Source organism: Iodobacter ciconiae (assembly GCF_003952345.1).
Classification (GTDB): Bacteria; Pseudomonadota; Gammaproteobacteria; order Burkholderiales; family Chitinibacteraceae; genus Iodobacter; species Iodobacter ciconiae.
On the sequence record NZ_CP034433.1, the window covers coordinates 3,484,396 to 3,509,308 of the forward strand.

15 protein-coding genes, 1 tRNA gene and 3 rRNA genes are annotated in these 24,913 nt (G+C 48.8%); 13 read left to right on the top strand and 6 right to left on the bottom strand.

What is annotated here, in order from left to right; all coding sequences use genetic code 11:
* Positions 1 to 146 precede the first annotated feature (146 nt).
* The 3 genes from EJO50_RS15355 to EJO50_RS15365 form a co-directional block, all read right to left on the bottom strand.
* The gene (locus EJO50_RS15355) at positions 147 to 1,379 is read right to left on the bottom strand and encodes a TIGR03862 family flavoprotein (RefSeq protein WP_125975625.1); all 1,233 of its coding nucleotides are present in this window, start codon (positions 1,377 to 1,379) and stop codon (positions 147 to 149) included.
* A gap of 887 nt (positions 1,380 to 2,266) precedes the next feature.
* Positions 2,267 to 2,343 (bottom strand) — tRNA-Met (locus EJO50_RS15360).
* A gap of 161 nt (positions 2,344 to 2,504) precedes the next feature.
* A complete protein-coding gene (locus EJO50_RS15365) occupies positions 2,505 to 3,662 on the bottom strand; it encodes a class I SAM-dependent methyltransferase (RefSeq protein ID WP_125975627.1) in 1,158 nt (385 codons plus the stop codon).
* Positions 3,663 to 3,830: 168 nt separating this feature from the next.
* Here EJO50_RS15365 and EJO50_RS15370 point away from each other — a divergent pair, with 168 nt between their 5' ends.
* The 8 genes from EJO50_RS15370 to EJO50_RS15405 all read left to right on the top strand — a co-directional run bounded on the left by EJO50_RS15370 (position 3,831) and on the right by EJO50_RS15405 (position 12,800).
* A complete protein-coding gene (locus EJO50_RS15370) occupies positions 3,831 to 4,562 on the top strand; it encodes a pteridine reductase (protein ID WP_206434409.1) in 732 nt (243 codons plus the stop codon).
* A 132-nt stretch (positions 4,563 to 4,694) separates the two neighbouring features.
* Positions 4,695 to 5,624 (top strand): tRNA 2-thiocytidine(32) synthetase TtcA, encoded by a 930-nt coding sequence (gene ttcA, locus EJO50_RS15375; RefSeq protein ID WP_125975631.1) that lies wholly within the window; start codon positions 4,695 to 4,697, stop codon positions 5,622 to 5,624.
* Positions 5,624 to 6,406 (top strand): fused MFS/spermidine synthase, encoded by a 783-nt coding sequence (locus EJO50_RS15380; protein ID WP_125975633.1) that lies wholly within the window; start codon positions 5,624 to 5,626, stop codon positions 6,404 to 6,406. The genes ttcA and EJO50_RS15380 overlap by 1 nt, the downstream gene beginning before the upstream one ends.
* A gap of 99 nt (positions 6,407 to 6,505) precedes the next feature.
* Complete coding sequence (locus EJO50_RS15385; RefSeq protein WP_125975635.1) at positions 6,506 to 7,021, top strand: RNA pyrophosphohydrolase; 516 nt, start codon at positions 6,506 to 6,508, stop codon at positions 7,019 to 7,021.
* 219 nt (positions 7,022 to 7,240) lie between these two features.
* Positions 7,241 to 8,827 (top strand): sensor histidine kinase, encoded by a 1,587-nt coding sequence (locus EJO50_RS15390; RefSeq protein WP_125975637.1) that lies wholly within the window; start codon positions 7,241 to 7,243, stop codon positions 8,825 to 8,827.
* Positions 8,828 to 8,929: 102 nt separating this feature from the next.
* On the top strand, positions 8,930 to 10,279 hold the full coding sequence (locus EJO50_RS15395; RefSeq protein ID WP_125975638.1) for a sigma-54-dependent transcriptional regulator: 1,350 nt from the start codon (positions 8,930 to 8,932) through the stop codon (positions 10,277 to 10,279).
* A gap of 15 nt (positions 10,280 to 10,294) precedes the next feature.
* Positions 10,295 to 10,873, top strand: a complete 579-nt coding sequence (gene ampD, locus EJO50_RS15400; protein WP_125975640.1) for a 1,6-anhydro-N-acetylmuramyl-L-alanine amidase AmpD — start codon at positions 10,295 to 10,297, stop codon at positions 10,871 to 10,873.
* Positions 10,874 to 10,904: 31 nt separating this feature from the next.
* Positions 10,905 to 12,800 carry a potassium transporter Kup gene (locus EJO50_RS15405; RefSeq protein ID WP_125975643.1) on the top strand — a complete coding sequence of 632 codons (1,896 nt, stop codon included), beginning with the start codon at positions 10,905 to 10,907 and terminating at the stop codon, positions 12,798 to 12,800.
* A gap of 191 nt (positions 12,801 to 12,991) precedes the next feature.
* On the opposite strand, the gene EJO50_RS15410 is transcribed toward EJO50_RS15405, so the two are convergent.
* Positions 12,992 to 13,588, bottom strand: a complete 597-nt coding sequence (locus EJO50_RS15410) for a 6-pyruvoyl trahydropterin synthase family protein (RefSeq protein ID WP_125975645.1) — start codon at positions 13,586 to 13,588, stop codon at positions 12,992 to 12,994.
* Between the two features lie 662 nt (positions 13,589 to 14,250).
* Between EJO50_RS15410 and EJO50_RS15415 the strand changes: the two genes are divergently transcribed.
* The 4 genes from EJO50_RS15415 (at position 14,251) to rrf (ending at position 22,486) form a co-directional block, all read left to right on the top strand.
* A complete protein-coding gene (locus EJO50_RS15415; protein WP_125975647.1) occupies positions 14,251 to 17,139 on the top strand; it encodes a glycosyl hydrolase family 18 protein in 2,889 nt (962 codons plus the stop codon).
* Between the two features lie 366 nt (positions 17,140 to 17,505).
* Positions 17,506 to 19,039 (top strand): 16S ribosomal RNA (locus EJO50_RS15420).
* Positions 19,040 to 19,345: 306 nt separating this feature from the next.
* A 23S ribosomal RNA gene (locus tag EJO50_RS15425) occupies positions 19,346 to 22,237 on the top strand.
* A 135-nt stretch (positions 22,238 to 22,372) separates the two neighbouring features.
* Positions 22,373 to 22,486 (top strand): 5S ribosomal RNA (gene rrf, locus EJO50_RS15430).
* The 16S, 23S and 5S rRNA genes sit together here, the layout of an rRNA operon.
* A gap of 187 nt (positions 22,487 to 22,673) precedes the next feature.
* Here rrf and EJO50_RS15435 read toward each other — a convergent pair.
* A complete protein-coding gene (locus tag EJO50_RS15435; protein ID WP_125975649.1) occupies positions 22,674 to 23,720 on the bottom strand; it encodes a glycosyltransferase family 4 protein in 1,047 nt (348 codons plus the stop codon).
* Positions 23,717 to 24,535: a UDP-2,3-diacylglucosamine diphosphatase gene (locus EJO50_RS15440; protein ID WP_125975651.1), complete on the bottom strand. Its 819-nt coding sequence runs from the start codon at positions 24,533 to 24,535 to the stop codon at positions 23,717 to 23,719. The genes EJO50_RS15435 and EJO50_RS15440 overlap by 4 nt, the downstream gene beginning before the upstream one ends.
* A 113-nt stretch (positions 24,536 to 24,648) precedes the next feature.
* Here EJO50_RS15440 and EJO50_RS17795 point away from each other — a divergent pair, with 113 nt between their 5' ends.
* On the top strand, positions 24,649 to 24,849 hold the full coding sequence (locus tag EJO50_RS17795) for a DUF1289 domain-containing protein (protein WP_233702118.1): 201 nt from the start codon (positions 24,649 to 24,651) through the stop codon (positions 24,847 to 24,849).
* Positions 24,850 to 24,913: the final 64 nt, after the last annotated feature.

Consider the following 24,913-nt stretch of genomic DNA (forward strand, 5'->3'; position numbering starts at 1 on the left):
GCGCTGTTTTTTGAGTTTTTTGTGTGAAATGGTGCAGTTATTGATTTTGATCGCTTTGTTGATGAATAGTCTTAGATGGTAGAGATACGCATTAAGCAGTTTTTAATCTGGTTAGCCAGTTCAAATGTATGAACTGGCTAGCATATTTAATTGTTTTGATTTAACCAATCCAGAGCACCCAATCCGGCTTGCCTGCCGCTGGCAAGACAGGCGGTAATTAGATAGCCACCGGTGGGAGCTTCCCAATCCAGCATTTCGCCCGCACAAAATACGCCGGGCATTTTGTTCAGCATCAGCGCAGGGTTTACTGCTTCAAAGCGCACACCGCCAGCACTGCTGATGGCTTCATCAATTGGCCGCGTGGCTAATAGTTTGAGCGGCAGACCTTTAATAGCGATAGCCAGTTTATTCATATCGTTAAAATCGTTGCGGGAAATCTCTTCGCGCAGCAGGCCCGCTTTTACCCCCTCGATACCTAATTTGCGGCGCAAATGGCTGGCCATTGAATCTGCACCACGCGGGCGTTTCAAATCTTCTAAAATACGTTCCAGCGATTTGCCGGGGGCGAGATCCAGCAGAATATCGGCGCTACCACTGGCTTTGATTTCATCACGAAAAGCTGCAGAGAAGCTATAGATCAGGCTGCCTTCTACCCCGCCTTTGGTCAGTACAAATTCGCCTTGTTTACGCATGCCTTTAAATTCAATGGCAACCGCTTTCAGTGGCGTACCGGCAAAGCGCTCGCTTAAGTGATCGCTCCAGCCAATATCAAAGCCACAATTTGCAGGGGCTAAAGGCTCTATATCGATGCCTTTTTCTGCCAGTAGAGGCTGCCAAAGGCCATCAGAGCCGAGCTTGGCCCAGCTTGCACCGCCCAAAGCCAGTATGGCAGCATCGCTGCTGTGGCTGATTTCGCCCTCTGGCGTAGTAAAGCGCATTTGCCCAGTATCGTTCCAGCCCAGCCAGCGATGGCGCACATGAATGCGCACGCCACTGCTGCGCAATCTGGAAATCCAGGCGCGTAATAGGGGGGCGGCTTTCATTTCTTTCGGAAATACCCGGCCAGAGCTGCCCACAAAGGTTTCGATGCCGAGGCCATGTACCCATTTTTGCAAAGTTTCGTTACTAAAGGCAGCCAGCATGGGCTGCAGCTGGCTGCTGCGCTGGCCGTAGCGGGCTAAAAAAGGCTCGGTAGCTTCGGAGTGGGTAATATTTAAACCACCCACGCCAGCAAGTAAAAATTTACGCCCTACCGATGGCATTGCGTCAAAAAGATCCACGTCTGCCCCTCCCTGGCTAAGGATTTCGGCGGCCATGAGGCCAGCAGGGCCACCACCAATAATGGTGACAGATTTGCGGGGTGCGAAAGGAGAGGTCATGACGAGCCTTACGGTAAAAGCGCCCGAAGATTGGGGGCGGGTAGAGCAGACTAAGAGAGAGCGATAAGATATTTAAAAGCGGCAGCTTCAGACTTATTGCATTGCATAAATTTGCTGTATTTTAGCAGATTAGTGCTGTGCATATGGAAGGGTAGCCGTTGTTATGTCAAAGTTAGAAGCGCTGTTTTAAACCGGAGCACGGTACTGATTTAGCTGTGCTTGCAGGTAAATCAGTGGGGCCAGAGGCCACGAGTGGTGCCATATTTTTGCTTAGCTGGCGATGCAGGGGCTCGAAAAAACGCTCTAAAATATTTTTTTTGGCTATGTTTTTGCTCTATAGCAGGTAAAAATGTACATTTTATTTAGTCAATATAAAAATTAAACTTTGACGCATCAATGGAAAGTGCAGTAAAAAATCAATAACATACAACGCGATGTAAACAAGGATTCATTTTTTTGCCTTTGAAGGCTCAATTAAATAAAGCTTTCCTCTGCAAACTATATTGTAAAAATTAAATTATTTTATTGGCGTACCTAAGAATTAAAAATCTAAATTTATAGTGAAATATGAAGGTACAGCGGGCATCTTCTAAGTACATGATCGCTCTTAAAATAGAGATAGGCCGTATGGTATTTGTGGCAAAAGGGGACTTGCTATCAAAAGCCAAAATTCAGCGCGGGCATATTTTTGCCAGCCCCAAGCAGCGGGGGGTGAGGGAGGAATATCCACGGAAAATGGATTGTTGGTATGTGGATTTGATACCAACAAATATACCAACAATGGTGGTCGGCTTTGTTGGTACTTGGGAGAGCGATGACCAATGTCAAAAGCCCCGTAACCGTTAGATTTGCGGGGCTTTTTCTCTGGCGTTAACCAGAGAAGTATCTGGTGGCTATGGCGGGACTCGAACCTGCGACCCCAGCATTATGAGTGCTGTGCTCTAACCAACTGAGCTACATAGCCTTAAAGAGGGACGCATTATGGTGGCTTTTTGGAGGGCTGTCAAACACTAATTAGGCGCTTTTTGAATATTTTTTAAAAAATACCCGAGTGTATTTAATGCTGGAAACGTGCTTGGCCATTGAAATTTAATATGAGTTCTTAAAAAGACATTCAGTTCAAAATTAAAGCTCGCCCGAGCGGTCCCGCCCGCCCAGCCCCGGCGCTGTTTTGCCTTGCAATTCTTTGGAGAAGGCGATGACTTTAAACAGTTCGCCCATTTCGGTATTGCTGGTTAGTTTTTGTAAGGCAGTGGACATTCGCAGGTATTCTACGCTGCCGGTTTCCATTTGTGCTGCACGCTCCAGAATGCCCGCGTCGATCAGATAGCTGGCCTGCGAGGTATAGCCTTCAAGGCTCAGCCCGGCTTGATTGGCTGCGTGGTAAATGGCCGAGAAATCCACGTGACAGGTAATATCTGTCAGGCCGGGTAAAAAGAAAGGGTCATGAATGCTGTGGTGCCGATAATGGCCCATCAGCGTGCCCATGCTGCGCTCCGGGTGGTAAAACTCGCGGGCAGGAAAGCCGTAATCAATCAGTAAAATCAAGCCAAATTGCAAGCTGGCAGCGAGCGTATTGATAAAGCCCTGTGCTTCTTGCTGGATTTCGGTGGTGTATTGCGGGATGTGCGGGAAGGGCTCGCAAGCGACTTCCAGTTTTAAATCTGTAATCGCCCGGTGTTCAAATGCCAGATTGCCATTGTTTTCAACCACACCACATTGCTGCCAGTGATAGCCGTTAAAGCGCACCAGCTCGCAGGGCATGGCGTCTAGTACTTCGTTGCCAACCATTACGCCCACAAATTGTCTGGGCAGATCATCAAGCCATCTGGCTTTGTGTGCCAGGTGTGGCACAAGGGTTTGGAGTGTTTTACGCTGGCGCTCGCGTAATTCGCCCGATAGCTCCAGAATGAAGTATTCGCTGGGCAGGGCATCAAGGCGCTCTAACTCGAGTAAGATTTGTGCGGCAAGCTGGCCTGTGCCTGCGCCTATTTCCAGAACGTCGCCCCCGCATTCCTGCAAAGCATGAGCCAGCGTATTGGCGATGCAGGTACCAAAGAGGGGGGAGATTTCTGGTGCAGTAACAAAATCACCCGCGCCTCCAAACTTGGCCGCACCACCGCTGTAATAGCCAAGGCCCGGTGTGTATAGGGCCATGCGCATATAGTCGGCAAAAGAAATCCAGCCTCCCGATTCTTTAATCTGCTGGCGAATATGTAAGATTAAGGCCTGGCTGGCTTGTAGTGCCTCGTCAGATGGCGTTGGGAGTTGCGGATTAGTCATGTGGGCGGGAAAATCGCAAGCATAAAAACAATATTGTATGGGGCGGGGGGAGAATATGCAGCACAAAGTGGTGTTGAGTGCCGTTGGCGTGGAAAATAAAGTGTGGGGCAAGTGGGGGGCCGGGCTGTATAAATTGCTGGCAAGGGCCGTTAAAACGGGGAGTTGGGCATGCAGGTAGTTTTGATTACTGGCGGGGCGAAAAGAGTAGGAGCAGGTTTGGCTCGTTATTTACACGCCCGTGGCTGGCAAGTGCTGCTGCACTATCGTTCATCCGCTTTGGCCGCGCAGCAGCTGGCTGACGAGTTAAACACCATCCGCCCGGCATCTGTTGCACTGGTGCAATTAGATTTACTCGACACCGCTCGCCTGCCCGAGCTGGTTTCTGCTGCGATTGTTGCGTTTGGCCGGCTGGATGCTGTGGTGAACAATGCCTCATCCTTTTTCCCAACGCCGATTGGCGATTTTAGTGAAATGGCCTGGCTAGATTTACTGGGCTCCAATCTAAAAGCCCCGCTGTTCTTGGCTCAGGCCGCTGCCTGCGAGCTGAAAAAAACAGGAGGGGTAATTGTTTCCATTACCGATATTCATGCTGATCGCCCGTATAAAAATCACACCATTTACACTATTGCCAAGGCGGGCCTGGTGGCGATGACCAAATCGCTAGCCAGAGATCTGGCCCCTTATGTGCGTGTTAATGCCGTCGCTCCCGGTGCAAATATCTGGCCCGAGGGCGAATCTGTTTTTGATGATGCCGAGCGTGAACGCATTATCGATACCATTCCTTTGGCCCGCAACGGCAGCCCCGAGGATCTGGCCCAGGCTATTCACTTTTTACTGGAAGCGCCATATTTAACCGGGGTGATTTTGCCGGTGGACGGGGGAAGGAGTGTGGTGCTGTAGGGCTTCTCTTTGTGCTTTGCTAATAAAATACCTTCTATATCTACGGTAATTCGCTCTAATCGGGTAAAATCCGCATTAATTCAAGAATCTACAGCAGGGCGCGATGCGCCCTGCTCTGCATTGGTGCCCCGTATGACTGATTCAACGCTTTCCGAAGTCGAAAAAAAACAGCAGTACAATTTCAATAAGCTCGCCAAACGCTTACGCCACAATGTGGGTGATGCGATTAATCATTTTAATATGATCGAGGAAGGCGATAAGGTGATGGTGTGCCTGTCAGGAGGCAAAGACAGCTATACCATGCTGGATATCTTACTTGGTTTGCAAAAATCTGCGCCGATTAACTTCAGCATTGTTGCTGTTAATTTGGATCAGAAGCAGCCGGGTTTTCCGGAGGATATTTTACCGGCCTATCTGACTGGTATTGGCGTGGAACACCGGATTATCGAGGAAGACACTTATAGTATTGTCACTCGGGTGATTGAAGAAGGTAAAACCACCTGCAGCCTCTGTTCGCGTTTACGTCGCGGCATTTTGTACCGCGTTGCAGAGGAAATCGGCGCAACTAAGATTGCCTTGGGCCACCATCGCGACGATATCCTTAGTACACTATTTTTAAACATGTTTTACGGCGGTAAGCTAAAAGGCATGCCGCCTAAGCTGGTTTCGGATAACGGTAAGCATGTGGTGATCCGCCCGCTGGCTTATTGTAAAGAAAAAGATATTATTCGCTACGCCGATGCCCGTGAATTCCCGATTATTCCGTGTAATTTATGTGGTTCCCAGCCTAATTTACAGCGCCAGATTATTGCAGACATGCTGCGCGATTGGGATAAACGCTTTCCGGGCCGCCTGGAAACCATGTTTACCGCCATGTGCAATGTGGTGCCTTCGCATCTGGCCGATCCTAAGCGCTATGACTTTGCCAATATCAAGGCCGATGGACAGCCGCGAGAAGACGGCGATAAGGCTTTTGATAAGGAAGTCTTTAGTGACCCGGCGCGTATTTCGATTATGGACAGCCGCAGGCCGATTCAGGTTGAAGCCTGTGGAGATGCATAATGCTGGGCAGACGCACTCCCCGCCGTGGTGGCGATGAAATTATGATTGATGTGTCTGAATCGCAAGGTGTACGTAAATTACATTTCGGTGCGGACGACACGCAAAGTGCAATGCGGGTATCTGATCCAAACGAAATGATTCTTGCCTACTCGCGCTGTATGTTTGGCTATCTCTTATTTACTGAATTGCCCAAAACGGCGCTGTTAATTGGCCTGGGTGGCGGATCGATTGCCAAATGGGTGCATCATAAGCTGGTGGATACCAAGCTGACCTGCGCCGAATTGCATCCGCAGGTGATTTCAGTAGCGCGTTCGATGTTTTGTTTACCGCCTGATGATGACCGTCTTGAAGTGTTGTGCACGGATGGTGCGGCCTATGTTTACAATATGCCAGAGAATTCAAGTGACCTGATTATGATGGATGCTTATTCTGCAACCGGTATTGCTGAGCCGCTTGCCACCGTCGATTTTTTCAGTGCATGCAGGCAAAGGCTGACAAATAATGGTGTGCTGGCGGTAAATTTGTGGGGAGCAGATCGACGTTTTAATCATTACTTAGAGCGTCTGGGTGAAGTTTTTGAAGGGCGGGTGCTGTGTTTACCTGCAAGACAGAAGGGAAACGTAATTGCTTTTGCTTTTCGTTGTGGTCAGAATAATCCAACGTGGGATAAGCTGGCCGAACGGGCCAAAGTGCTTGAAACCCAGCTGGGGCTTGAGTTTGCTGAGTTTGTGAGCGATCTGGCAAGGATGAATCCTCACAATGACAGAAAATTATTTATATAAATTCTGCGATTAACTTCCTATTTGCGAGCAATACCTGTTTCCAAGCAGAGTAGGATGTGGAAAAATCGAGTTAACTAAGCAATTTACGCAGGTAAGGATATGCTCGATCGTGATGGCTATCGGCCTAACGTCGGCATCATCATCATCAACCGGCAAAACCAGGTGTTCTGGGGCAAACGGGTGCGTGAGCACTCGTGGCAGTTTCCGCAAGGCGGCATTAAACAGGGTGAAACACCCGAACAGGCGATGTATCGCGAGCTGATGGAAGAAGTTGGATTAGGCCCTCAGCATGTTGAAATCATTGGCCGCACAAGGGATTGGTTGAAGTACGATGTGCCGACAAACTGGGTTCGCCGCGAATGGCGCGGTACGTACCGGGGGCAGAAGCAAATTTGGTTTTTGCTTCGCCTGACGGGGCACGATTCTGATGTGTGCTTGCGCCGCACTATGCATCCTGAATTCGATGCATGGCGCTGGACTGAATATTGGTCACCGCTTGATTCGGTGATTGAATTCAAGCGTACGGTGTATGAATCTGCTCTTTTTGAACTGACTCGTTTCTTTGAAGAAGCACCTGAGCGTGTGGTTCGTGTCATGCGTTTTTCAGGTCACTAGCCGCCTGTTGGATTTAGGATTGATCTACTGCAGAAAGAGCCGGATTTGGCTATATTTCACGCGTTTTTTCGTCAAATAGCCAGCTATTCGCCTCAACAACGCATGAAATCTGTCCCAAACTGGTCTTTTCCTCACTACAATCGCCTAAGTCCAATGGGCGGCTGGTGCAACTATTACGCGGGCTGATGTTTTTCCTGGCCCGCGTCTCTCCCTCTTCCTATGCCCAATATCTCCTCTGCTTTTCATACCGAGATTCATTGGCGCTCTTTAGCGCTGCTGAATGTTTTTCGGCTGCTTTCTAATATTGGTATTTTTTGCAGCGTGCTCTGGCTGGCTTATAAGCCGCTAAATGATATGAGTAGCTGGTATTCGTTTCTTGCTCTTGCCGGGGTGGATAGTTGTTTAGCTCTGTTGTTTGCCTTGGGAATTTGGCGCCGTTGGCCCGGTTTTGAAATACAGCTCAGCATCCAGGTGGCTACTGATGTGCTGTTTATTGTCGGGCTGATGCATTTATTTGGAGGTTTACACAGCGGTATCGGCACTTTATTACTGCCTTATCTGGCCGCAGCAGGATTGATTTCCCGCGGGAGGATGACTTTATTTCATGCGGCGATGGCAAGTATTGCCCTATTGAGTGAGCAAACCTGGCAGATCTGGCAGGATAATGCGAATGTCAGCGATTACTTACCGCCAGCTTTGCTATGCGTGGCTTCTTTTGCCGTGGCCTGGCTGGCACATCGCCTGGCTCGCTTTGCTCAGGCCAGCGAGGCTTTAGCCGAGCAACGTGGTGTTGATCTGGCTAATTTGGGGCAGCTTAATCAGCGTATTTTGCAAGATGTGTCTGATGGAGTGTTGGTAGTTGATGCTGATGGCATTGTCCGTCAATGTAATGAGCAGGCGATTCGTTTAGCGGGAATGCGGCCCGAAGGCGTGCTATTGCATGCGATGCCTGTGATTGCTGTGGCGCTGGCCCGTTGGCGGGCAAATCCGTCTGACAACCCTAGTTTAATTACAACAGCTTTAACCCGAAAAACACTCAGGCCTCGTTTTATTTCACTCTCTCATGATTCACACGGCAATGTACTGATTTATCTGGAAGATTTGGATAAATTGGGCCGGGAGGCGCAACAATTAAAGCTGGCGGCATTAGGGCGTTTAACCGCGAATCTGGCGCATGAAATCAGAAATCCACTGAGTGCGATTACACATGCCGCACAATTATTGGGGGAGGAAGCTGAAGATAATGCTTTGATGCAACGGCTAACCCGCATCATTGATGATAATAGTCAGCGTCTGGAGCGTATGGTGAAAGACGTGCTGGAGCTTAATCGGCGTGATCGTGTGCAAATGACGCAGATTAAGCTGGCAGACTGGCTGGCCGTTTTTGTTGAGCAATTTAGCATGCAGGAGGAAATCCATGTAGAGCTGGCTCTGGAGTGTCCTTCCAATGCCGAGGCTCGTTTTGATCCGGGGCATCTGCATCAGGTGATGTGGAATTTATCCCGTAATGGCTGGCGTTATTGTCAAAAAAATGCGGGGAGCCTGAGTTTTAATGTGTGGCGTGAAAATGAGCACTGGGTTTTAGATGTACGTAATGATGGCCCGCCAGTGGCAGTTGATGCACAAACACAGTTGTTTGAGCCTTTTTTTACGACTGACACCAAGGGGACTGGTCTGGGGCTATACATAGCGCGTGAAATTTGCGCTGCAAATGGGGCTGTATTGGAATACGTCTCATCACCTGGCCCTGATCCGTGTTTTCGTATTGTGTTTGGGTATGCTTACGGACAGAGGAGCGTAATTTGAGTTTTGCTCCTATAAGAAATTTTGGGTGACTGGTAAAACGAAGTTCTGTTCTGGGCTGATTTAAAAAAACTTTAGTTTTGCGTCTGTGCGTCAGGAGTAGTAATGGCTAAAAAAATCAATAAAAACAGTAAGCGTGTACTGGTGGTTGACGATGAGCATGATCTTGCTGAGCTGCTGGAACTTACGCTCATAAAAATGGGGCTGGATGTAGATTGTGCTTATGGAGTGCAAGATGCATGTGCAAGGCTAGATCGTGCGGCGTATGACCTGTGCCTTACCGATATGCGGATGCCCGATGGTGAGGGGCTGGAAATCATCCGGCATATTCAAGCAAAAGGAATGGATGTGCCGGTGGCAGTGATTACTGCCTATGGCAGTACTGACAATGCGGTGGCGGCGCTAAAAGCAGGCGCATTTGATTACCTGGCTAAACCGGTGGCTTTGGATCAGCTGCGTTTATTGGTTAAATCGGCTTTAGCCCTTGATGATATGCTGGTGTTGGATGTGAGCGATCGCCCTTTATTGGGTGAATCTGCCGCCATGCAGCACACATTGGAGCTGATTTCCAAATTGGCTAAAAGTCAGGCTCCTGTTTATGTAACGGGAGAATCCGGCTCTGGCAAAGAGCGGGCTGCGCGTTTGATCCACGGCAGCTCCAGCCGTGCCAAGCAGCCTTTTGTGGCAGTAAATTGTGGGGCTATTCCTGAAAATTTAATGGAAAGTGAATTTTTCGGACATAAAAAAGGTGCTTTTACTGGCGCAAATGAAGACAGAGATGGTTTTTTTCATGCCGCAAATGGCGGTACCTTGTTTTTAGATGAGGTGGCTGATCTTCCGCTTGCCATGCAGGTCAAACTATTACGGGTGATTCAGGAACGTAAAGTGCGCAAACTGGGGGCGACGGCCGAGGATGCGCTGGATGTGCGGATTATCTCTGCCACGCACCAAAGTCTGAGCCAGTGTGTGGAAGCAGGGCGGTTCAGGCAGGATTTATATTATCGCCTGAATGTGATTGAGCTGCGTATGCCGGCTTTAAGGGAAATGGGCAGTGATGTCTTGGTGATTGCCCGGCATGTGCTGGCGAGAGTGGCTAAGTTAAATGGCCAGAAGTTACCTGACTTTGCTGCAGATGCACTCACTGCACTTCAGCGCTACGATTTTCCTGGCAATGTGCGCGAGCTGGAAAACGTACTGGAGCGTGCTCTGGCTCTGGCTGATGGATGCGCTATTACGGCGGCGGATTTGCAACTTAGCCTTAGCGATCATGAGGATGAAGAAGGGCTGGATCTGGGGGAAAAATTCCCTTTGCAGGATTATTTGGATCGGGTTGAGAAGCAGGCCATTCTAGAGGCTCTGGAAAAAACACGGTTTAACCGTACTCAGGCCGCTAAAATACTCGGCCTCACTTTCCGAAGCCTGCGTTATCGCCTAGACCGGTTGGGAATTCAGTAATACAGGAAGTGAATCATGCAATTTGATGAGCAGGGCTGGTTAGATCAGGCGCGGATTATACCTAGTCCCAATTGCGATGCTCGTGCGCCGAATACGGTTGTGGATATGGTGGTGATTCATAATATTCATTTGCCGCCGGGGCAGCCTTTTGGCGGGGATGATATCGAATGCCTATTTACTAACACCTTAAATACGGCTAAGCATCCGGCATACGCTGAATTATCCAGATTACGGGTATCTGCGCATTTTTTGATTCGCCGCAGTGGGGAGTTGTTGCAATTTGTCCCTTGTATGCAGAGGGCCTGGCATGCCGGGGTGTCCAGCTGGCAGGGCAGGGAGCGTTGTAATGATTTTTCGATAGGAATCGAGCTTGAGGGCTCTGATTTTGTGCCGTTTGAAGCCGCTCAGTATCAGATACTAAACAAGCTGCTGAAGGCTTTAGCTATTCAATATCCATTGAAGTACCTGCTGGGTCACAGCCAGATTGCGCCGGGTAGGAAAACCGATCCGGGGCCTTTTTTTGACTGGGGTCATATTGCACTGCCGCAAGATTTGTCCAAAAAGTCAGTTTTTTTACAAAGGCCAGCGTTATAATCCGCCGACCCTCAGTTAGGCACCATAAAATATGACTTCAGCATCAAGCTTGGATCGTGACCCAAAAAAAATAGCCGGTTTGGCAGTCGGAGCGATCGGCGTCGTTTATGGCGATATTGGCACCAGCCCGCTCTATACACTTAAAGAGTGCTTTAACCACGCAGAGCTGACTTTATCTGCTTTTAATGTGCTGGGCATTCTATCCCTGATTTTTTGGGGGTTGATGTTGGTTGTATCTTTGAAATACGTTGTATTCATTTTGCGAGCGGATAACCGTGGTGAAGGCGGCGTGTTGTCCCTTATGGCTTTAGCGCTGCGCTCTGCGGCCCCCGGCTCGCGAAAATATGCGGTGATTGTTGGCCTGGGCCTATTTGGTGCGGCTTTATTTTACGGTGATAGCATGATTACCCCTGCGGTATCCGTGCTCTCTGCCTTAGAAGGGATTGGGGTGATTTCGCATCAGCTTGATGCTTATATTATCCCTGTCACCATTATTGTTCTGATTGGCCTGTTTATGATGCAGGCACGAGGTACGGCCAGTATTGGCAAGCTGTTTGGCCCTGTCATGTTGATCTGGTTTGCTATTCTTGCAGCGCTTGGTGTCTGGAATATCATTAAATCCCCAGATGTGCTGGCTGCAATGAACCCTATCCATGCGGTGCATTTCTTTGCTGCAGAGCCGGGTCTGGCCTTTATATTATTGGGCGCGGTGGTGCTGTCTCTGACTGGGGCTGAGGCGCTGTATGCAGATATGGGCCACTTTGGCCGGCCTGCTATCCGTTATGCATGGTTTTTACTGGTGCTGCCTGCTCTGGTTTTAAATTACTTTGGTCAGGGTGCTTTGCTTTTACATACCCCCGAGGCGATTAAAAACCCTTTCTTTTTGATGGCTCCGGCCTGGGCTCTTGCGCCGCTGGTAGTGCTGGCAACGTGCGCCACCGTCATTGCATCACAAGCGGTGATATCAGGTGCATACTCGATGACCAGCCAGGCCGTACAGCTTGGTTTTTGTCCACGTATGGATATCCAACATACTTCTGAGAATGAGATCGGCCAGATTTACATCCCGCAAATTAACTGGTTCCTGCTGGTTTCAGTGATTCTCTTGGTGCTGGCTTTCCGCACTTCTAGTAATCTGGCTGCGGCTTATGGCTTTGCTGTAACGTGTACGATGGTGATTACTACCCTGCTGGCGTTTATTGTGCTGGGGCGTGATGCTTCCCGTGTGAATCGCCTGCTGATCTGGTTTGTTTTGTCGTTCTTACTAGTGATCGATTTAGCATTTTTCTCTGCCAATTTGCTCAAGTTACACGAAGGTGGCTGGTTCCCTCTTATGATTGGCCTTATGGTGTTTGCTTTGCTGACAACATGGAAATATGGCCGCAAGCTGCTGAGTGAGCGCATGCACGACGGTGAGCTCCCTCTGGCCGGTTTTGTTGAAGCTTTGGAAGCAAGCCCGCCACAACGCGTTGAAGGAACCGCTATTTTTATGACTGCGAGCACGGATTCGGTGCCCCACGCCCTGCTACATAATTTAAAACATAATAAAGTGTTGCACGAGCACGTGGTATTTATGACTGTGTTAACGATGGATATTCCCTATGTGGCCGCGCGTGAGCGGGTAGTGGTGCGTAAATTAGGTGAGAGTTTCTGTCAGATCATTGCCACTTACGGTTTTAAAGAAGAGCCGAGTGTGCCCGCTATTCTGGCTCAGGTAGAGCTATTACAACCCGAGCTTGAGTTTGATAGCATGCTGACATCCTATTTCCTTTCACGGGAAACAATTGTCGAAGCCAAATATCCGGCTATGAGCTGGTGGCGCAGGAATCTCTTTAGCATCATGAGTCGTAATGCAACGCGTGCAACTAACTTTTTTAAGATCCCCCCAAATCGTGTGGTCGAGATGGGGATGCAGGTAGAGATGTAGGCTCCGGTTTGTATATGGGACCTGGTATTTGAATGGACTAAACATAAAAAGCGCGGCCTAAGGGCTGCGCTTTTTATTTGTTTGAGTAAGCTCTGATTAAATCCGTATTGTTCATGGTTTGACAAACTTGCCATGAATGAGGGCAAGGACTCAGTTTTGGGTGAGTGATGCCCTTTTTAGTTGTGTGTTGTTTAGACTTCAATCTGCCTTGGTGCTGGCGGGTTGCTAAAGTGCTTACCAGATAAGAGTTTTTTATACATATCAGGGTCTTTCCATTCAGCCTGGCATTGTTCAGAAAAGATAATATCTTCCAGGCGAATGATCCCCATACGCTCATTTATCGCATCTGCCCGGAAAGCCTGTGCGTAGCCGGTATCTGTCTCGTGGGCAATTACAGAATGGAGGGTGACATCTGCTTCTCCGTTAGCCATGATCGTTTGCTGAAGCAATGCATCGATAATGACAAAAAATATACGGGAAAATTGTTCGGCAGAAGGTGACACCGGCATGGCGATCCAGCGTGTAGAGAACTGCTTGCACAGGCGGATGTATTCCGTGTCATCTCTGTCCCAGAAACAGATTGCGTGATCAAAAGCATCAATTACATCACGGATCGTACCTTTCATTAAACCAAAGTCATAAACCATCTGGCCGTGATCAAGTGCGTTTGCTTCCAGTAGTATTTCAACCCGATAGCTATGTCCATGAATTGAGCTGCGGCAGCGCTCACTTGAGCAGTTACGCACGATGTGTGCATTTTCAAATTTAAACAGTTTACGAATTAGCATAATGAATAGCAGGTCAAAGAGTTAGTTCGGTTTCTATCAGATGCAGCGCAGATCGGCAAGGTATTGATTAAAATAGCCTTTTAAATAGATCCACTTGTTAATTTTTTTTAATTCCATTTATTGAGAATGGCTAATTTTTTGTAAGAAATTTTTTGTATGATGCCATTTGTGTTTATTAACATGTTTAGAAAGAATTAAGAAAGATATTTTTTATATTTACTGATGTAATAATTTCTCTTCTTTCTGGTTTTGTATCAAAAATTATTCTTTTTTTCTGATCTGAACTACATTTTCATTTGTTTTTTGACTACATATTTTGTAGGTTTATGTGTTTGTTTGTTAATATTTTATTTTTTTAATCAAGTACTTATATTTTTTGCTGTGATGTTTCCATGAGAAAATTATTGGGTTTTTGTAACTATCATGACAGAGAAGGGGGGGGGGTCGATTTTTTTGTTGGTAAGCGATACAGAGCTTGTTGACATAGTAAATGCGTTAGTGACTAATCTTAATTACTTATCTTTAAGTTAGTTCCAGAAGCATTCTGTAAATGACTTTATTACGTAATAATTACAAAAAAGAATAGACACGTGTTTGTAACATCAATACCACTTGGTGCTTGCAGATAACGCCAATTCATAAGATGGATGGAGAATTAAACTATGTCGCAATTTAGTCGTTTTATGCTGGCTGCTATTCCAGCCGCCTTTATTTCAGCCCAGGTTTTTTCTGCTCCTGAGTGGACAGCTTCTTCTACTTATACTGCAGGTCAAACCGTAAGCTATTCTGGGAAAGATTGGAAAGCGAAGTGGTGGACGCAAGGTAATGTGCCGGGTGCTGAGCAGTGGGGCCCTTGGGAGCCGATTGCCAGTGACTCGTCTACCCCTTCGCCAACACCAGCACCAACAACGGCTCCAACGTTAGAGCCTGCTCCAGCACCAACACCAGCCGGTTGTTTTCTGGCATGGGTGGCAACGACGGCTTATTCCGGTGGTCAAAGTGTGACTTATGATGGCCGTAATTATAAAGCACAGTGGTGGACACAGGGCGATGTGCCGTCCAGTAATGTAGGGGCAGGCAAGCCTTGGTTAGATCTGGGCGCTTGTGGTTCAACTCCAACTCCGACTCCGACTCCAACTCCAACTCCGACTCCGACTCCAACTCCGACTCCGACTCCGACTCCGACTCCGACTCCAACTCCAACTCCGACTCCGACTCCGACTCCGACTCCAACTCCAACTCCAACTCCGACTCCGACTCCGACTCCGACTCCGACTCCGACTCCGACTCCGACTCCGACTCCGACTCCGACTCCGACTCCAACTCCAACTCCAACTCCAACTCCAACTCCAACTCCAACTCCAACTCCGACTCCAACTCCAACTCCAACTCCAACTCCAGTCCCTGCTCCCGCTCCAAGCGTTGCTTGTCAGCCTGAGGGTTTGGTGACAGATGTTGCAAATGTGCCTTATTGTGATGTGTATGATGCAAACGGCCGGGAGAAGCTGCCAAACAATATGAAGCGTCGCTCAATTGGCTATTTCACTAACTGGCGTAATTCCGGGCCGAATTCTTATCTGGCCGCAGATATTCCATGGAATGACATTACCCACGTGAATTATGCCTTCGCTCATATCGATAGCAATTGGCAGGTTTCGGTAGGTAATACTGCGGATCCTAACAACTCTGCCGTTGGTATGACTTTTGACGATAAAAAAGCTGATCCTAAATACGCGCTAGACCCAAATCTGCCGTACAAAGGCCACTTTAATATGCTGCATAAGAACGCGCCTAAAGGCGTGAAGCTGTTGCTGTCGGTGGGGGGCTGGGCTGAAACGGGGGGGTATTTTAATGATGCAGATGGCCGTACGGTCAGCGGTGGCTACTATGCATTGACTAACGATGCGGCAACAGGCGCAGTTCGTCAGGATAGAATTGATATCTTTGCTAAGTCGGCGGTTGCCTTCCTAGAGAAATATGGCTTTGACGGTATTGATCTTGATTATGAATATCCAACATCAATGAATGATGCGGGTAATCCGGAAGACTGGAAAATCGGTAATGCCCATCGTGGTGAATTGTGGAAAGGCTATATGGCTCTGACCAAAACACTGCGTGCCGAGTTGGATAAGGCGGCAGCAGCAAAAGGTAAGTACTACATGTTGACGATTGCGTCCCCATCATCTGGCTATTTATTGCGTGGCATGGAAGCCATGCAGGCAGTTAAATACCTAGATTACGTCAATATGATGACGTACGACTTGCACGGCGCATGGAACCACTTTGTGGGCCACAATGCACCGTTGTACGATACAGGTAAAGACAATGAAATTGCCGATGCCAAAATTTATTCGGGTGGCGATGCGCATTATTACAATTCACAAGGCTATCTGAATATTGACTGGGCATATAAATACTTCCGTACAGCTCTTGCGGGAGGGCGCATTAACATTGGTTTGCCCTACTACACCCGTGGTTCACAAAATGTAGCGGGTGGCACTAATGGTTTATGGGGGCTTTCTGCTCTGGCCGATCAAACCAAGTGCTATCTCGGTACTGGCGGGAATCTTGGCCCGGATGCACTGAGTGTAAAAGCGGGCGCACCCTGCGGTTTAGGGGCCCAGGGGATTGATAATCTCTGGTTTGATCGGGATGCTGCTGGTAATGAAATGTATGCTGGTGTTAATCCGCTGTGGCATGTTAATAACCTTCGTGATGGTCTGAGTGCACCTTACTTTACTCAGTATGGTCACGATCAAAGCCGTCCAGAAGCCAAAGTTCGTGGCTCTTACCAGGAAAATTATGACGATGTCGCTAAGTCTTCCTGGCTATGGAATCCAACCACCAAAGTGTTCTTGTCGACTGAAAATGAGCAATCCTTTGCTGCAAAGGTTCAGTACGCCATTGATCAGGGCGCGGGCGGGATCATGTTCTGGGAAATGGCAGGGGACTACAGTAAGCCATCAGAAAATGGCTTGGGTTATTACGCCATGGGCAGTACGCTGACCAAGCTAGCAGCCGCTAAGCTGCGTGCAGCCGTACCTTATGGCATCAAAGCTGGCGACGAGAAATTTGTCCGCCCGGCAGATTTGCTAGATATCTCGGTCGATATGGTTGGGTATAAGCCTAAGGGTGATGATAACTACCCGCTTGCTATTGGGCTTAAGCTGAAAAACAATTCAACGATTGATTTAACCGGTGCAAAGGTTGCATTCAATGTTGCGCCATCCACTCCGTTGATTCCTTCCGAAGTTCAATACCTCAAGCCAAGTGATCCACCTGTAGGCAATGGTGTAGAGAATTTAGTAGATATTTATAGCGGTGGCACTTGGACAGCCACAACGGCCGGTACAAAAACAGGCAATGTTGGTGGTTTGCCAGATGGTTTTCATCGTCTGACTTATGCGATGAAAGATTCAGGCTGGGGTGTTGCAGACTTTAGTGCAGGAAAAACTATCACTATCGGCATGCGTGTATTTATGCCGCTAACGGTACCTAGCGACATTACTATTACTTTGCCAAATGGCAAGGTATACGGGGTTAAGCGCTAAATTTGCACTAATTTCAGCGAGTAAAGTAAACAAAAACGTCGCACGCTAATTGCGGCGTTTTTGCTTTGTATGAAAACGAGATGTTTTTTGTTGATATTGCTTCTTATCTAAATCAATCAGTTAGCGCATTACTAGGCTTTTATTGCACGGTAGTGGTTGACCTTCCCGGGTAAGGTCCGTATATTTCGGCCTCTCGCTGCAGCACACACGGCAACACAGTGTTTGGGCAAGCGAAACGATCTTTAAAAAAATACAGTCGATGAGTGTGAGTGCTTGATTCGGAAGCGAAACAAGTGCTTGCATAGTAAGAGTCATTTTTCGGAATGGCTTGAGTTTTGTAAGCCAGTAAGTACTAGCTTAGTGATTAAACTAAAGAGTTTGATCCTGGCTCAGATTGAACGCTGGCGGCATGCTTTACACATGCAAGTCGAACGGTAACAGGCTGCTTGCAGCGCTGACGAGTGGCGAACGGGTGAGTAATATATCGGAACGTACCTAGTAATGGGGGATAACTATCCGAAAGGATAGCTAATACCGCATACGCCCTGAGGGGGAAAGAGGGGGATCGCAAGACCTCTCGTTATTAGAGCGGCCGATATCAGATTAGCTAGTTGGTGAGGTAAAGGCTCACCAAGGCGACGATCTGTAGCGGGTCTTAGAGGACGATCCGCCACACTGGAACTGAGACACGGTCCAGACTCCTACGGGAGGCAGCAGTGGGGAATCTTGGACAATGGGCGCAAGCCTGATCCAGCAATGCCGCGTGCGTGAAGAAGGCCTTCGGGTTGTAAAGCGCTTTTGTCCGGGAGGAAATCCTAAGAGCTAATATCTTTTGGGGATGACAGTACCGGAAGAATAAGGACCGGCTAACTACGTGCCAGCAGCCGCGGTAATACGTAGGGTCCAAGCGTTAATCGGAATTACTGGGCGTAAAGGGTGCGCAGGTGGTTGATTAAGTGTGATGTGAAAGCCCCGGGCTCAACCTGGGAATTGCATTGCAAACTGGTGAACTAGAGTATGGCAGAGGGGGGTGGAATTCCGCGTGTAGCAGTGAAATGCGTAGAGATGCGGAGGAACACCGATGGCGAAGGCAACCCCCTGGGCTAATACTGACACTCATGCACGAAAGCGTGGGGAGCAAACAGGATTAGATACCCTGGTAGTCCACGCCCTAAACGATGTCTACTAGTTGTTGGGGAATTCGTTCCTTAGTAACGCAGCTAACGCGTGAAGTAGACCGCCTGGGGAGTACGGCCGCAAGGCTAAAACTCAAAGGAATTGACGGGGGCCCGCACAAGCGGTGGATGATGTGGATTAATTCGATGCAACGCGAAAAACCTTACCTAGCCTTGACATGTCAAGAACCTCTGAGAGATTGGGGGGTGCCGCAAGGAACTTGAACACAGGTGCTGCATGGCTGTCGTCAGCTCGTGTCGTGAGATGTTGGGTTAAGTCCCGCAACGAGCGCAACCCTTGTCCTTAGTTGCCATCATTTGGTTGGGCACTTTAAGGAGACTGCCGGTGACAAACCGGAGGAAGGTGGGGATGACGTCAAGTCCTCATGGCCCTTATGGCTAGGGCTTCACACGTCATACAATGGTCGGTACAGAGGGTTGCCAAGCCGCGAGGTGGAGCTAATCTCATAAAACCGATCGTAGTCCGGATTGGAGTCTGCAACTCGACTCCATGAAGTCGGAATCGCTAGTAATCGCGGATCAGCATGTCGCGGTGAATACGTTCCCGGGCCTTGTACACACCGCCCGTCACACCATGGGAATGGGTTTCACCAGAAGTAGGTAGGCTAACCTTCGGGAGGCCGCTTACCACGGTGGGATTCATGACTGGGGTGAAGTCGTAACAAGGTAGCCGTAGGGGAACCTGCGGCTGGATCACCTCCTTTCAAGAGAAGACTTTTGGATTGAGTACTCACACTCATCGACTGTAGGTTTAGGGATTGTTGGTTTAGGATGCAGAATTAATCGGGCTGAACAAAAGTCACATTAATTCTGGTTTCTAAAATCAGCAAGACAGTAAATTGATCTTTAAAAAAATAGAAGAAGTAATACTCAAGTTTAGAAATAAATAAGGGTAGATTGTATCAAAATTGATTATTCGAAGTCAGAACTGAATAATCGATGTCGCAAACAAAGCGAAATCAGATACTTCGAATTGTATTAACTTTGTTGATACGTGTTTGAGGTTATAGGATCAAGCGACTAAGTGCATCTGGTGGATGCCTTGGCGATGATAGGCGAAGAAGGACGCGTTAGCCTGCGAAAAGCGATGGGGAGCTGGCAAATAAGCTTTGATCCATCGATATCCGAATGGGGAAACCCGGCCCTTTTGGGTCACTCATCACTGAATACATAGGTGGTGTAGAGCGAACTCGGCGAACTGAAACATCTAAGTAGCCGAAGGAAAAGAAATCAACCGAGATTCCCAAAGTAGTGGCGAGCGAAATGGGAAGAGCCTGCATGTGATAGATCAAACTTTAGTGGAACAGTCTGGAAAGTCTGGCGATAGTGGGTGATAGCCCCGTACACGAAAGAGATTGGTTGGTACTAAGCATGCGAGAAGTAGGGCGGGACACGAGAAATCCTGTTTGAAGATGGGGGGACCATCCTCCAAGGCTAAATACTCATCATCGACCGATAGTGAACCAGTACCGTGAGGGAAAGGCGAAAAGAACCCCGGGAGGGGAGTGAAATAGAACCTGAAACCGGATGCATACAAACAGTGGGAGCCCTTGCAAAATGGGGTGACTGCGTACCTTTTGTATAATGGGTCAGCGACTTACGTTCAGTAGCGAGCTTAACCGAGTAGGGGAGGCGTAGGGAAACCGAGTCCGAATAGGGCGCATAGTTGCTGGGCGTAGACCCGAAACCAAGTGATCTATCCATGGCCAGGATGAAGCTGCGGTAATACGCAGTGGAGGTCCGAACCCACTAATGTTGCAAAATTAGGGGATGAGCTGTGGATAGGGGTGAAAGGCTAAACAAACTTGGAAATAGCTGGTTCTCCTCGAAAACTATTTAGGTAGTGCCTCATGTATCACTGACGGGGGTAAAGCACTGTTATGGCTAGGGGGTCATCGCGACTTACCAAACCATGGCAAACTCTGAATACCGTCAAGTGCGAGCATGGGAGACAGACTGTGGGTGCTAACGTCCATGGTCAAGAGGGAAACAACCCAGATCGCCGTCTAAGGTCCCAAATAATCAGTTAAGTGGAAAACGAGGTGGGAAGGCATAGACAGCCAGGATGTTGGCTTAGAAGCAGCCATCATTTAAAGAAAGCGTAATAGCTCACTGGTCGAGTCGTCCTGCGCGGAAGATGTAACGGGGCTCAAACTGATAACCGAAGACGCGAATATGTACCGATGGTACATATGGTAGAGGAGCGTTCCGTAGGCCTGCGAAGGTGTCTTGAGAAGGATGCTGGAGGTATCGGAAGTGCGAATGCTGACATGAGTAGCGATAATGCGGGTGAAAAGCCCGCACACCGAAAACCCAAGGTTTCCTGCGCAACGTTCATCGGCGCAGGGTGAGTCGGCCCCTAAGGCGAGGCAGAAATGCGTAGTCGATGGACAACGGGTTAATATTCCCGTACCGATATGAAGTGCGATGGGGGACGGAGAAAGGTAGGTCAGCCATCTGTTGGAATAGGTGGTTTAAGCGAGTAGGCGTGTGGCTTAGGCAAATCCGGGCTGCTATAACGCTGAGACGTGACGACGAAGTCTTCGGACTGAAGTGATTGATCCTATGCTTCCAAGAAAAGCCTCTAAGCTTCAGCTTTATATTGACCGTACCGCAAACCGACACAGGTGGGTAGGAAGAGAATTCTAAGGTGCTTGAGAGAACTCAGGAGAAGGAACTCGGCAAATTATCACCGTAACTTCGGGAGAAGGTGAGCCCAGAGTATGTGAAGTTCTTCGCGAATGGAGCAGAAATGGGTCGCAGAGAAATGGGGGCTGCGACTGTTTATCAAAAACACAGCACTCTGCAAAGTCGAAAGACGACGTATAGGGTGTGACGCCTGCCCGGTGCTGGAAGATTAAATGATGGGGTGCAAGCTCTTGACTGAAGTCCCAGTAAACGGCGGCCGTAACTATAACGGTCCTAAGGTAGCGAAATTCCTTGTCGGGTAAGTTCCGACCCGCACGAATGGCGTAACGATGGCCCTACTGTCTCCTCCTGAGACTCAGCGAAGTTGAAATGTTTGTGAAGATGCAATCTCCCCGCTGCTAGACGGAAAGACCCCGTGAACCTTTACTGTAGCTTTGCATTGGACTTTGAAGTGGTTTGTGTAGGATAGGTGGGAGGCTATGAAGCGTGGACGCTAGTCTGCGTGGAGCCGACCTTGAAATACCACCCTGACCCCTTTGAGGTTCTAACCTTGGTCCGTTATCCGGATCGGGGACCGTGCATGGTAGGCAGTTTGACTGGGGCGGTCTCCTCCCAAATTGTAACGGAGGAGCTCGAAGGTCGCCTAGGTACGGTCGGACATCGTACTGATAGTGTAATGGCATAAGGCGGCTTAACTGCGAGACAGACAAGTCGAGCAGGTGCGAAAGCAGGACATAGTGATCCGGTGGTTCTGAATGGAAGGGCCATCGCTCAACGGATAAAAGGTACTCCGGGGATAACAGGCTGATTCCGCCCAAGAGTTCACATCGACGGCGGAGTTTGGCACCTCGATGTCGGCTCATCACATCCTGGGGCTGTAGCCGGTCCCAAGGGTATGGCTGTTCGCCATTTAAAGTGGTACGTGAGCTGGGTTCAAAACGTCGTGAGACAGTTTGGTCCCTATCTGCAGTGGGCGTTGGAAATTTGAGGGGGGCTGCTCCTAGTACGAGAGGACCGGAGTGGACAGATCTCTGGTGTACCGGTTGTCACGCCAGTGGCATCGCCGGGTAGCTAAATCTGGAAGAGATAAGCGCTGAAAGCATCTAAGCGCGAAACTCGCCTCAAGATGAGATTTCCCCAAGGCTTTAAGCCTTTTAAAGGGTCGTTCGAGACCAGGACGTTGATAGGTCGGGTGTGGAAGCGCAGTAATGCGTTAAGCTAACCGATACTAATTGCCCGTAAGGCTTGATCCTATAACCTGAGACGCGTGTGCGCGACGGTATAATCTACCCAGATTAGAAAACTAGATTTGAAATGTAAGACATTACTTCTTCTATTGAACTGAACGCGTTGTGGAGCAATACACACAACGAGTTACCCCGTTAAAGTCTGGCGACCATAGCGAGGTGGTCCCACTCCTTCCCATCCCGAACAGGACAGTGAAACACCTTAGCGCCGATGATAGTGCAGATTACCTGTGTGAAAGTAGGTCATTGCCAGACACCCTTACTGAGCGAATCAAAGATTCGCACGTGATGTAAACAAGACCCCGTACTCGAAAGAGGCGGGGGTTTTGCTTTGTGTGGAAGAAAAGTGGCTATCGCGTAGCGAGCAACCACCAGTGGTTTGCATGCTGGGTTACGCGATTATCCAAGCTACAAAACCTACGCCTGTTATGCCATCAGTGGCTTATTCAGCCGTGTTTGCAAGGCTAAGTGCCAGCTCGTTTTGGGCTGTGGGTGTAAATGGGTGCAGGTGAGCCAGAAACTGCTGGCTGGCTGCGGCCCATGAGAATTTTTCTGCATGCTTGCGCACTTCTTCACGGCTTAATTTTAAAGAGTCTAAGCAGGCTTTTTGCAAATCAGCATTAAGTGCACCAGGACCATCTGTGCCGATAACGTCAATGGGGCCGGTGACCGGATAGGCTGCAACAGGGCAGCCGCAGGCCATGGCTTCAAGTAGTACTAAGCCGAAAGTATCTGTTTTTGATGGAAAGACAAAAGAATCAGCTGCGTTATAGACTTTGGCAAGCTCCGTCTGGCTGAGGACTCCCAGCCAGTTGATCTCCGGATATTTAGCCCGTAGTTGTCCTGCGGCCGGGCCATCGCCGCATACCCATTTTGAGCCGGGTAAATCGAGCTGTAAAAAGGCTTCGATATTTTTTTCAACCGCAACGCGGCCCACATAAACAAAAATAGGGTGGCGTGTTTGCAGGCGGCCTCTGTCGCCCGGACTGAATATTTTGAGATCTACGCCGCGAGACCACATCACTACATTTTTAAAACCGCGAGCTTCAAGATCTTTTACTACCACCTGGGTTGGGGCCATGACGGCTTCAGCAGCATTGTGAAAACGTGCCAGCCAGGTGTAAGTCCATGAGAGAGGAATACCAACCCGCAGTTGGACATATTCTGGAAAACGAGAGTGATAGGCCGTGGTGAATGGTAGTTTATTGTGCAGGCAATAGCGGCGGGCAGATAGCCCTAAGGGGCCTTCAGTTGCGATATGGATGGCGTCGGGGTTGAATGTTTTGATGCGCTGCGCAATCTTTCGGCCGGGAAATATGGATAGTTGAATTTCTGGATAAGTCGGGCAGGGAATGGTGTTGAATTCGAGTGGAGAGAGCACGTCAATGGTATGACCAAGCTGTTCTAGTTCCTGGCGCGTTTGCTTGAGGGTGCGAACCACACCGTTGACTTGAGGTTCCCATGCATCGGTCACAATCAGGATATTCATGTGGTTATTCCTTCGAAAAGTGGTGAGTGAGGGGCATACAGATGGATGAGCTCAGCTTGTTGTTCGCTAAATAATTTTTGCCAGCTGAGGATGCGCAGTTCTCCGTTTTGTAATTCGACGAGAGCACTCAGGCTTTCCACCCAGTCGCCGTCATTACAGTAGAGCACCCCATCAATTTCACGCATTTCTGCTTTGTGGATATGGCCGCAGATCACGCCATCTAAGCCGAGGGCTTTAGCTTGGGCCGCGACGGCTGTTTCAAAGTTGGATACAAAGCTGACGGCAGACTTTACCTTGTGTTTTAAGAATTGTGATAAAGACCAATAACCCAGGCCAAGCCGTGCGCGGGCTCGGTTAAACCAGTGGTTCAGTTTCAAGGTAATGGTATAGAGCCGGTCGCCGACAATGGCCAGCCACTTGGCGCATTGCACAACACCATCAAAGCGATCCCCATGTAGTACCAGAAAGCGTTTACCATTGGCCATGGTGTGGATCACTTCATCTTTGATTATGATTTCACCAAACATCAGTCCCAGAAACTGCCTGGCGCCTTCATCATGGTTGCCGGGGATATAAGTTACCTTGGTGCCTTTGCGGGCTTTTCTGAGGATTTTTTGGATGACATCATTGTGGCTTTGCTGCCAAAACCAGGAGCGTTTTAAGGCCCAGCCATCGATAATATCACCCACTAAATAAAGGTGATCTGCATCGCAATGCTTGAGAAAATCAAGCAAATAATCTGTTTGGCAACCTGATGTTCCAAGATGCAGATCAGAGATCCAGATGCTACGAAACTTGAGCGTATTCTTCGACATACTGGTAGCTCGTGGAAGCGATGTGTAAATCATGCCGCTTGTTTATGACAGATCAGTGATAGTAATGCTGTCCTTGAATTAGTGAGCACTTTCCACCACAGGGAGATTAAATATTGAAAAAAGAGCGCCCAGATTCGCCGTGCATTGCAGTTTGTTCAACGGCATTAGGTGATGATATTTGCAGGGGATGCGGCCGGAGTGCAGTTGAAGTGTCAAGTTGGGTAACGATGAGCGATGAGCAGAAAGATCAAGTCTGGGAGCGCTTGGAAGAGCTGTGGCGGCAAGGCGGCAAGGTTGCGCCCTGGCTTAGGTAGCAAGCGAAAGGGGTATTTCAGTAGCAATGAGAGCGTTTAAGTAGCTCTCACTGGCTGGGTGGCA

What these genes read in the sequence shown, in the direction of transcription:
- EJO50_RS15355 (WP_125975625.1), bottom strand. Translation starts at nt 1,379, where the DNA reads ATGACCTCTCCTTTCGCACCCCGCAAATCTGTCACCATTATTGGTGGT.
- EJO50_RS15365 (WP_125975627.1), bottom strand. Translation starts at nt 3,662, where the DNA reads ATGACTAATCCGCAACTCCCAACGCCATCTGACGAGGCACTACAAGCC.
- EJO50_RS15370 (WP_206434409.1), top strand. Translation starts at nt 3,831, where the DNA reads ATGCAGGTAGTTTTGATTACTGGCGGGGCGAAAAGAGTAGGAGCAGGT.
- ttcA (WP_125975631.1), top strand. Translation starts at nt 4,695, where the DNA reads ATGACTGATTCAACGCTTTCCGAAGTCGAAAAAAAACAGCAGTACAAT.
- EJO50_RS15380 (WP_125975633.1), top strand. Translation starts at nt 5,624, where the DNA reads ATGCTGGGCAGACGCACTCCCCGCCGTGGTGGCGATGAAATTATGATT.
- EJO50_RS15385 (WP_125975635.1), top strand. Translation starts at nt 6,506, where the DNA reads ATGCTCGATCGTGATGGCTATCGGCCTAACGTCGGCATCATCATCATC.
- EJO50_RS15390 (WP_125975637.1), top strand. Translation starts at nt 7,241, where the DNA reads ATGCCCAATATCTCCTCTGCTTTTCATACCGAGATTCATTGGCGCTCT.
- EJO50_RS15395 (WP_125975638.1), top strand. Translation starts at nt 8,930, where the DNA reads ATGGCTAAAAAAATCAATAAAAACAGTAAGCGTGTACTGGTGGTTGAC.
- ampD (WP_125975640.1), top strand. Translation starts at nt 10,295, where the DNA reads ATGCAATTTGATGAGCAGGGCTGGTTAGATCAGGCGCGGATTATACCT.
- EJO50_RS15405 (WP_125975643.1), top strand. Translation starts at nt 10,905, where the DNA reads ATGACTTCAGCATCAAGCTTGGATCGTGACCCAAAAAAAATAGCCGGT.
- EJO50_RS15410 (WP_125975645.1), bottom strand. Translation starts at nt 13,588, where the DNA reads ATGCTAATTCGTAAACTGTTTAAATTTGAAAATGCACACATCGTGCGT.
- EJO50_RS15415 (WP_125975647.1), top strand. Translation starts at nt 14,251, where the DNA reads ATGTCGCAATTTAGTCGTTTTATGCTGGCTGCTATTCCAGCCGCCTTT.
- EJO50_RS15435 (WP_125975649.1), bottom strand. Translation starts at nt 23,720, where the DNA reads ATGAATATCCTGATTGTGACCGATGCATGGGAACCTCAAGTCAACGGT.
- EJO50_RS15440 (WP_125975651.1), bottom strand. Translation starts at nt 24,535, where the DNA reads ATGTCGAAGAATACGCTCAAGTTTCGTAGCATCTGGATCTCTGATCTG.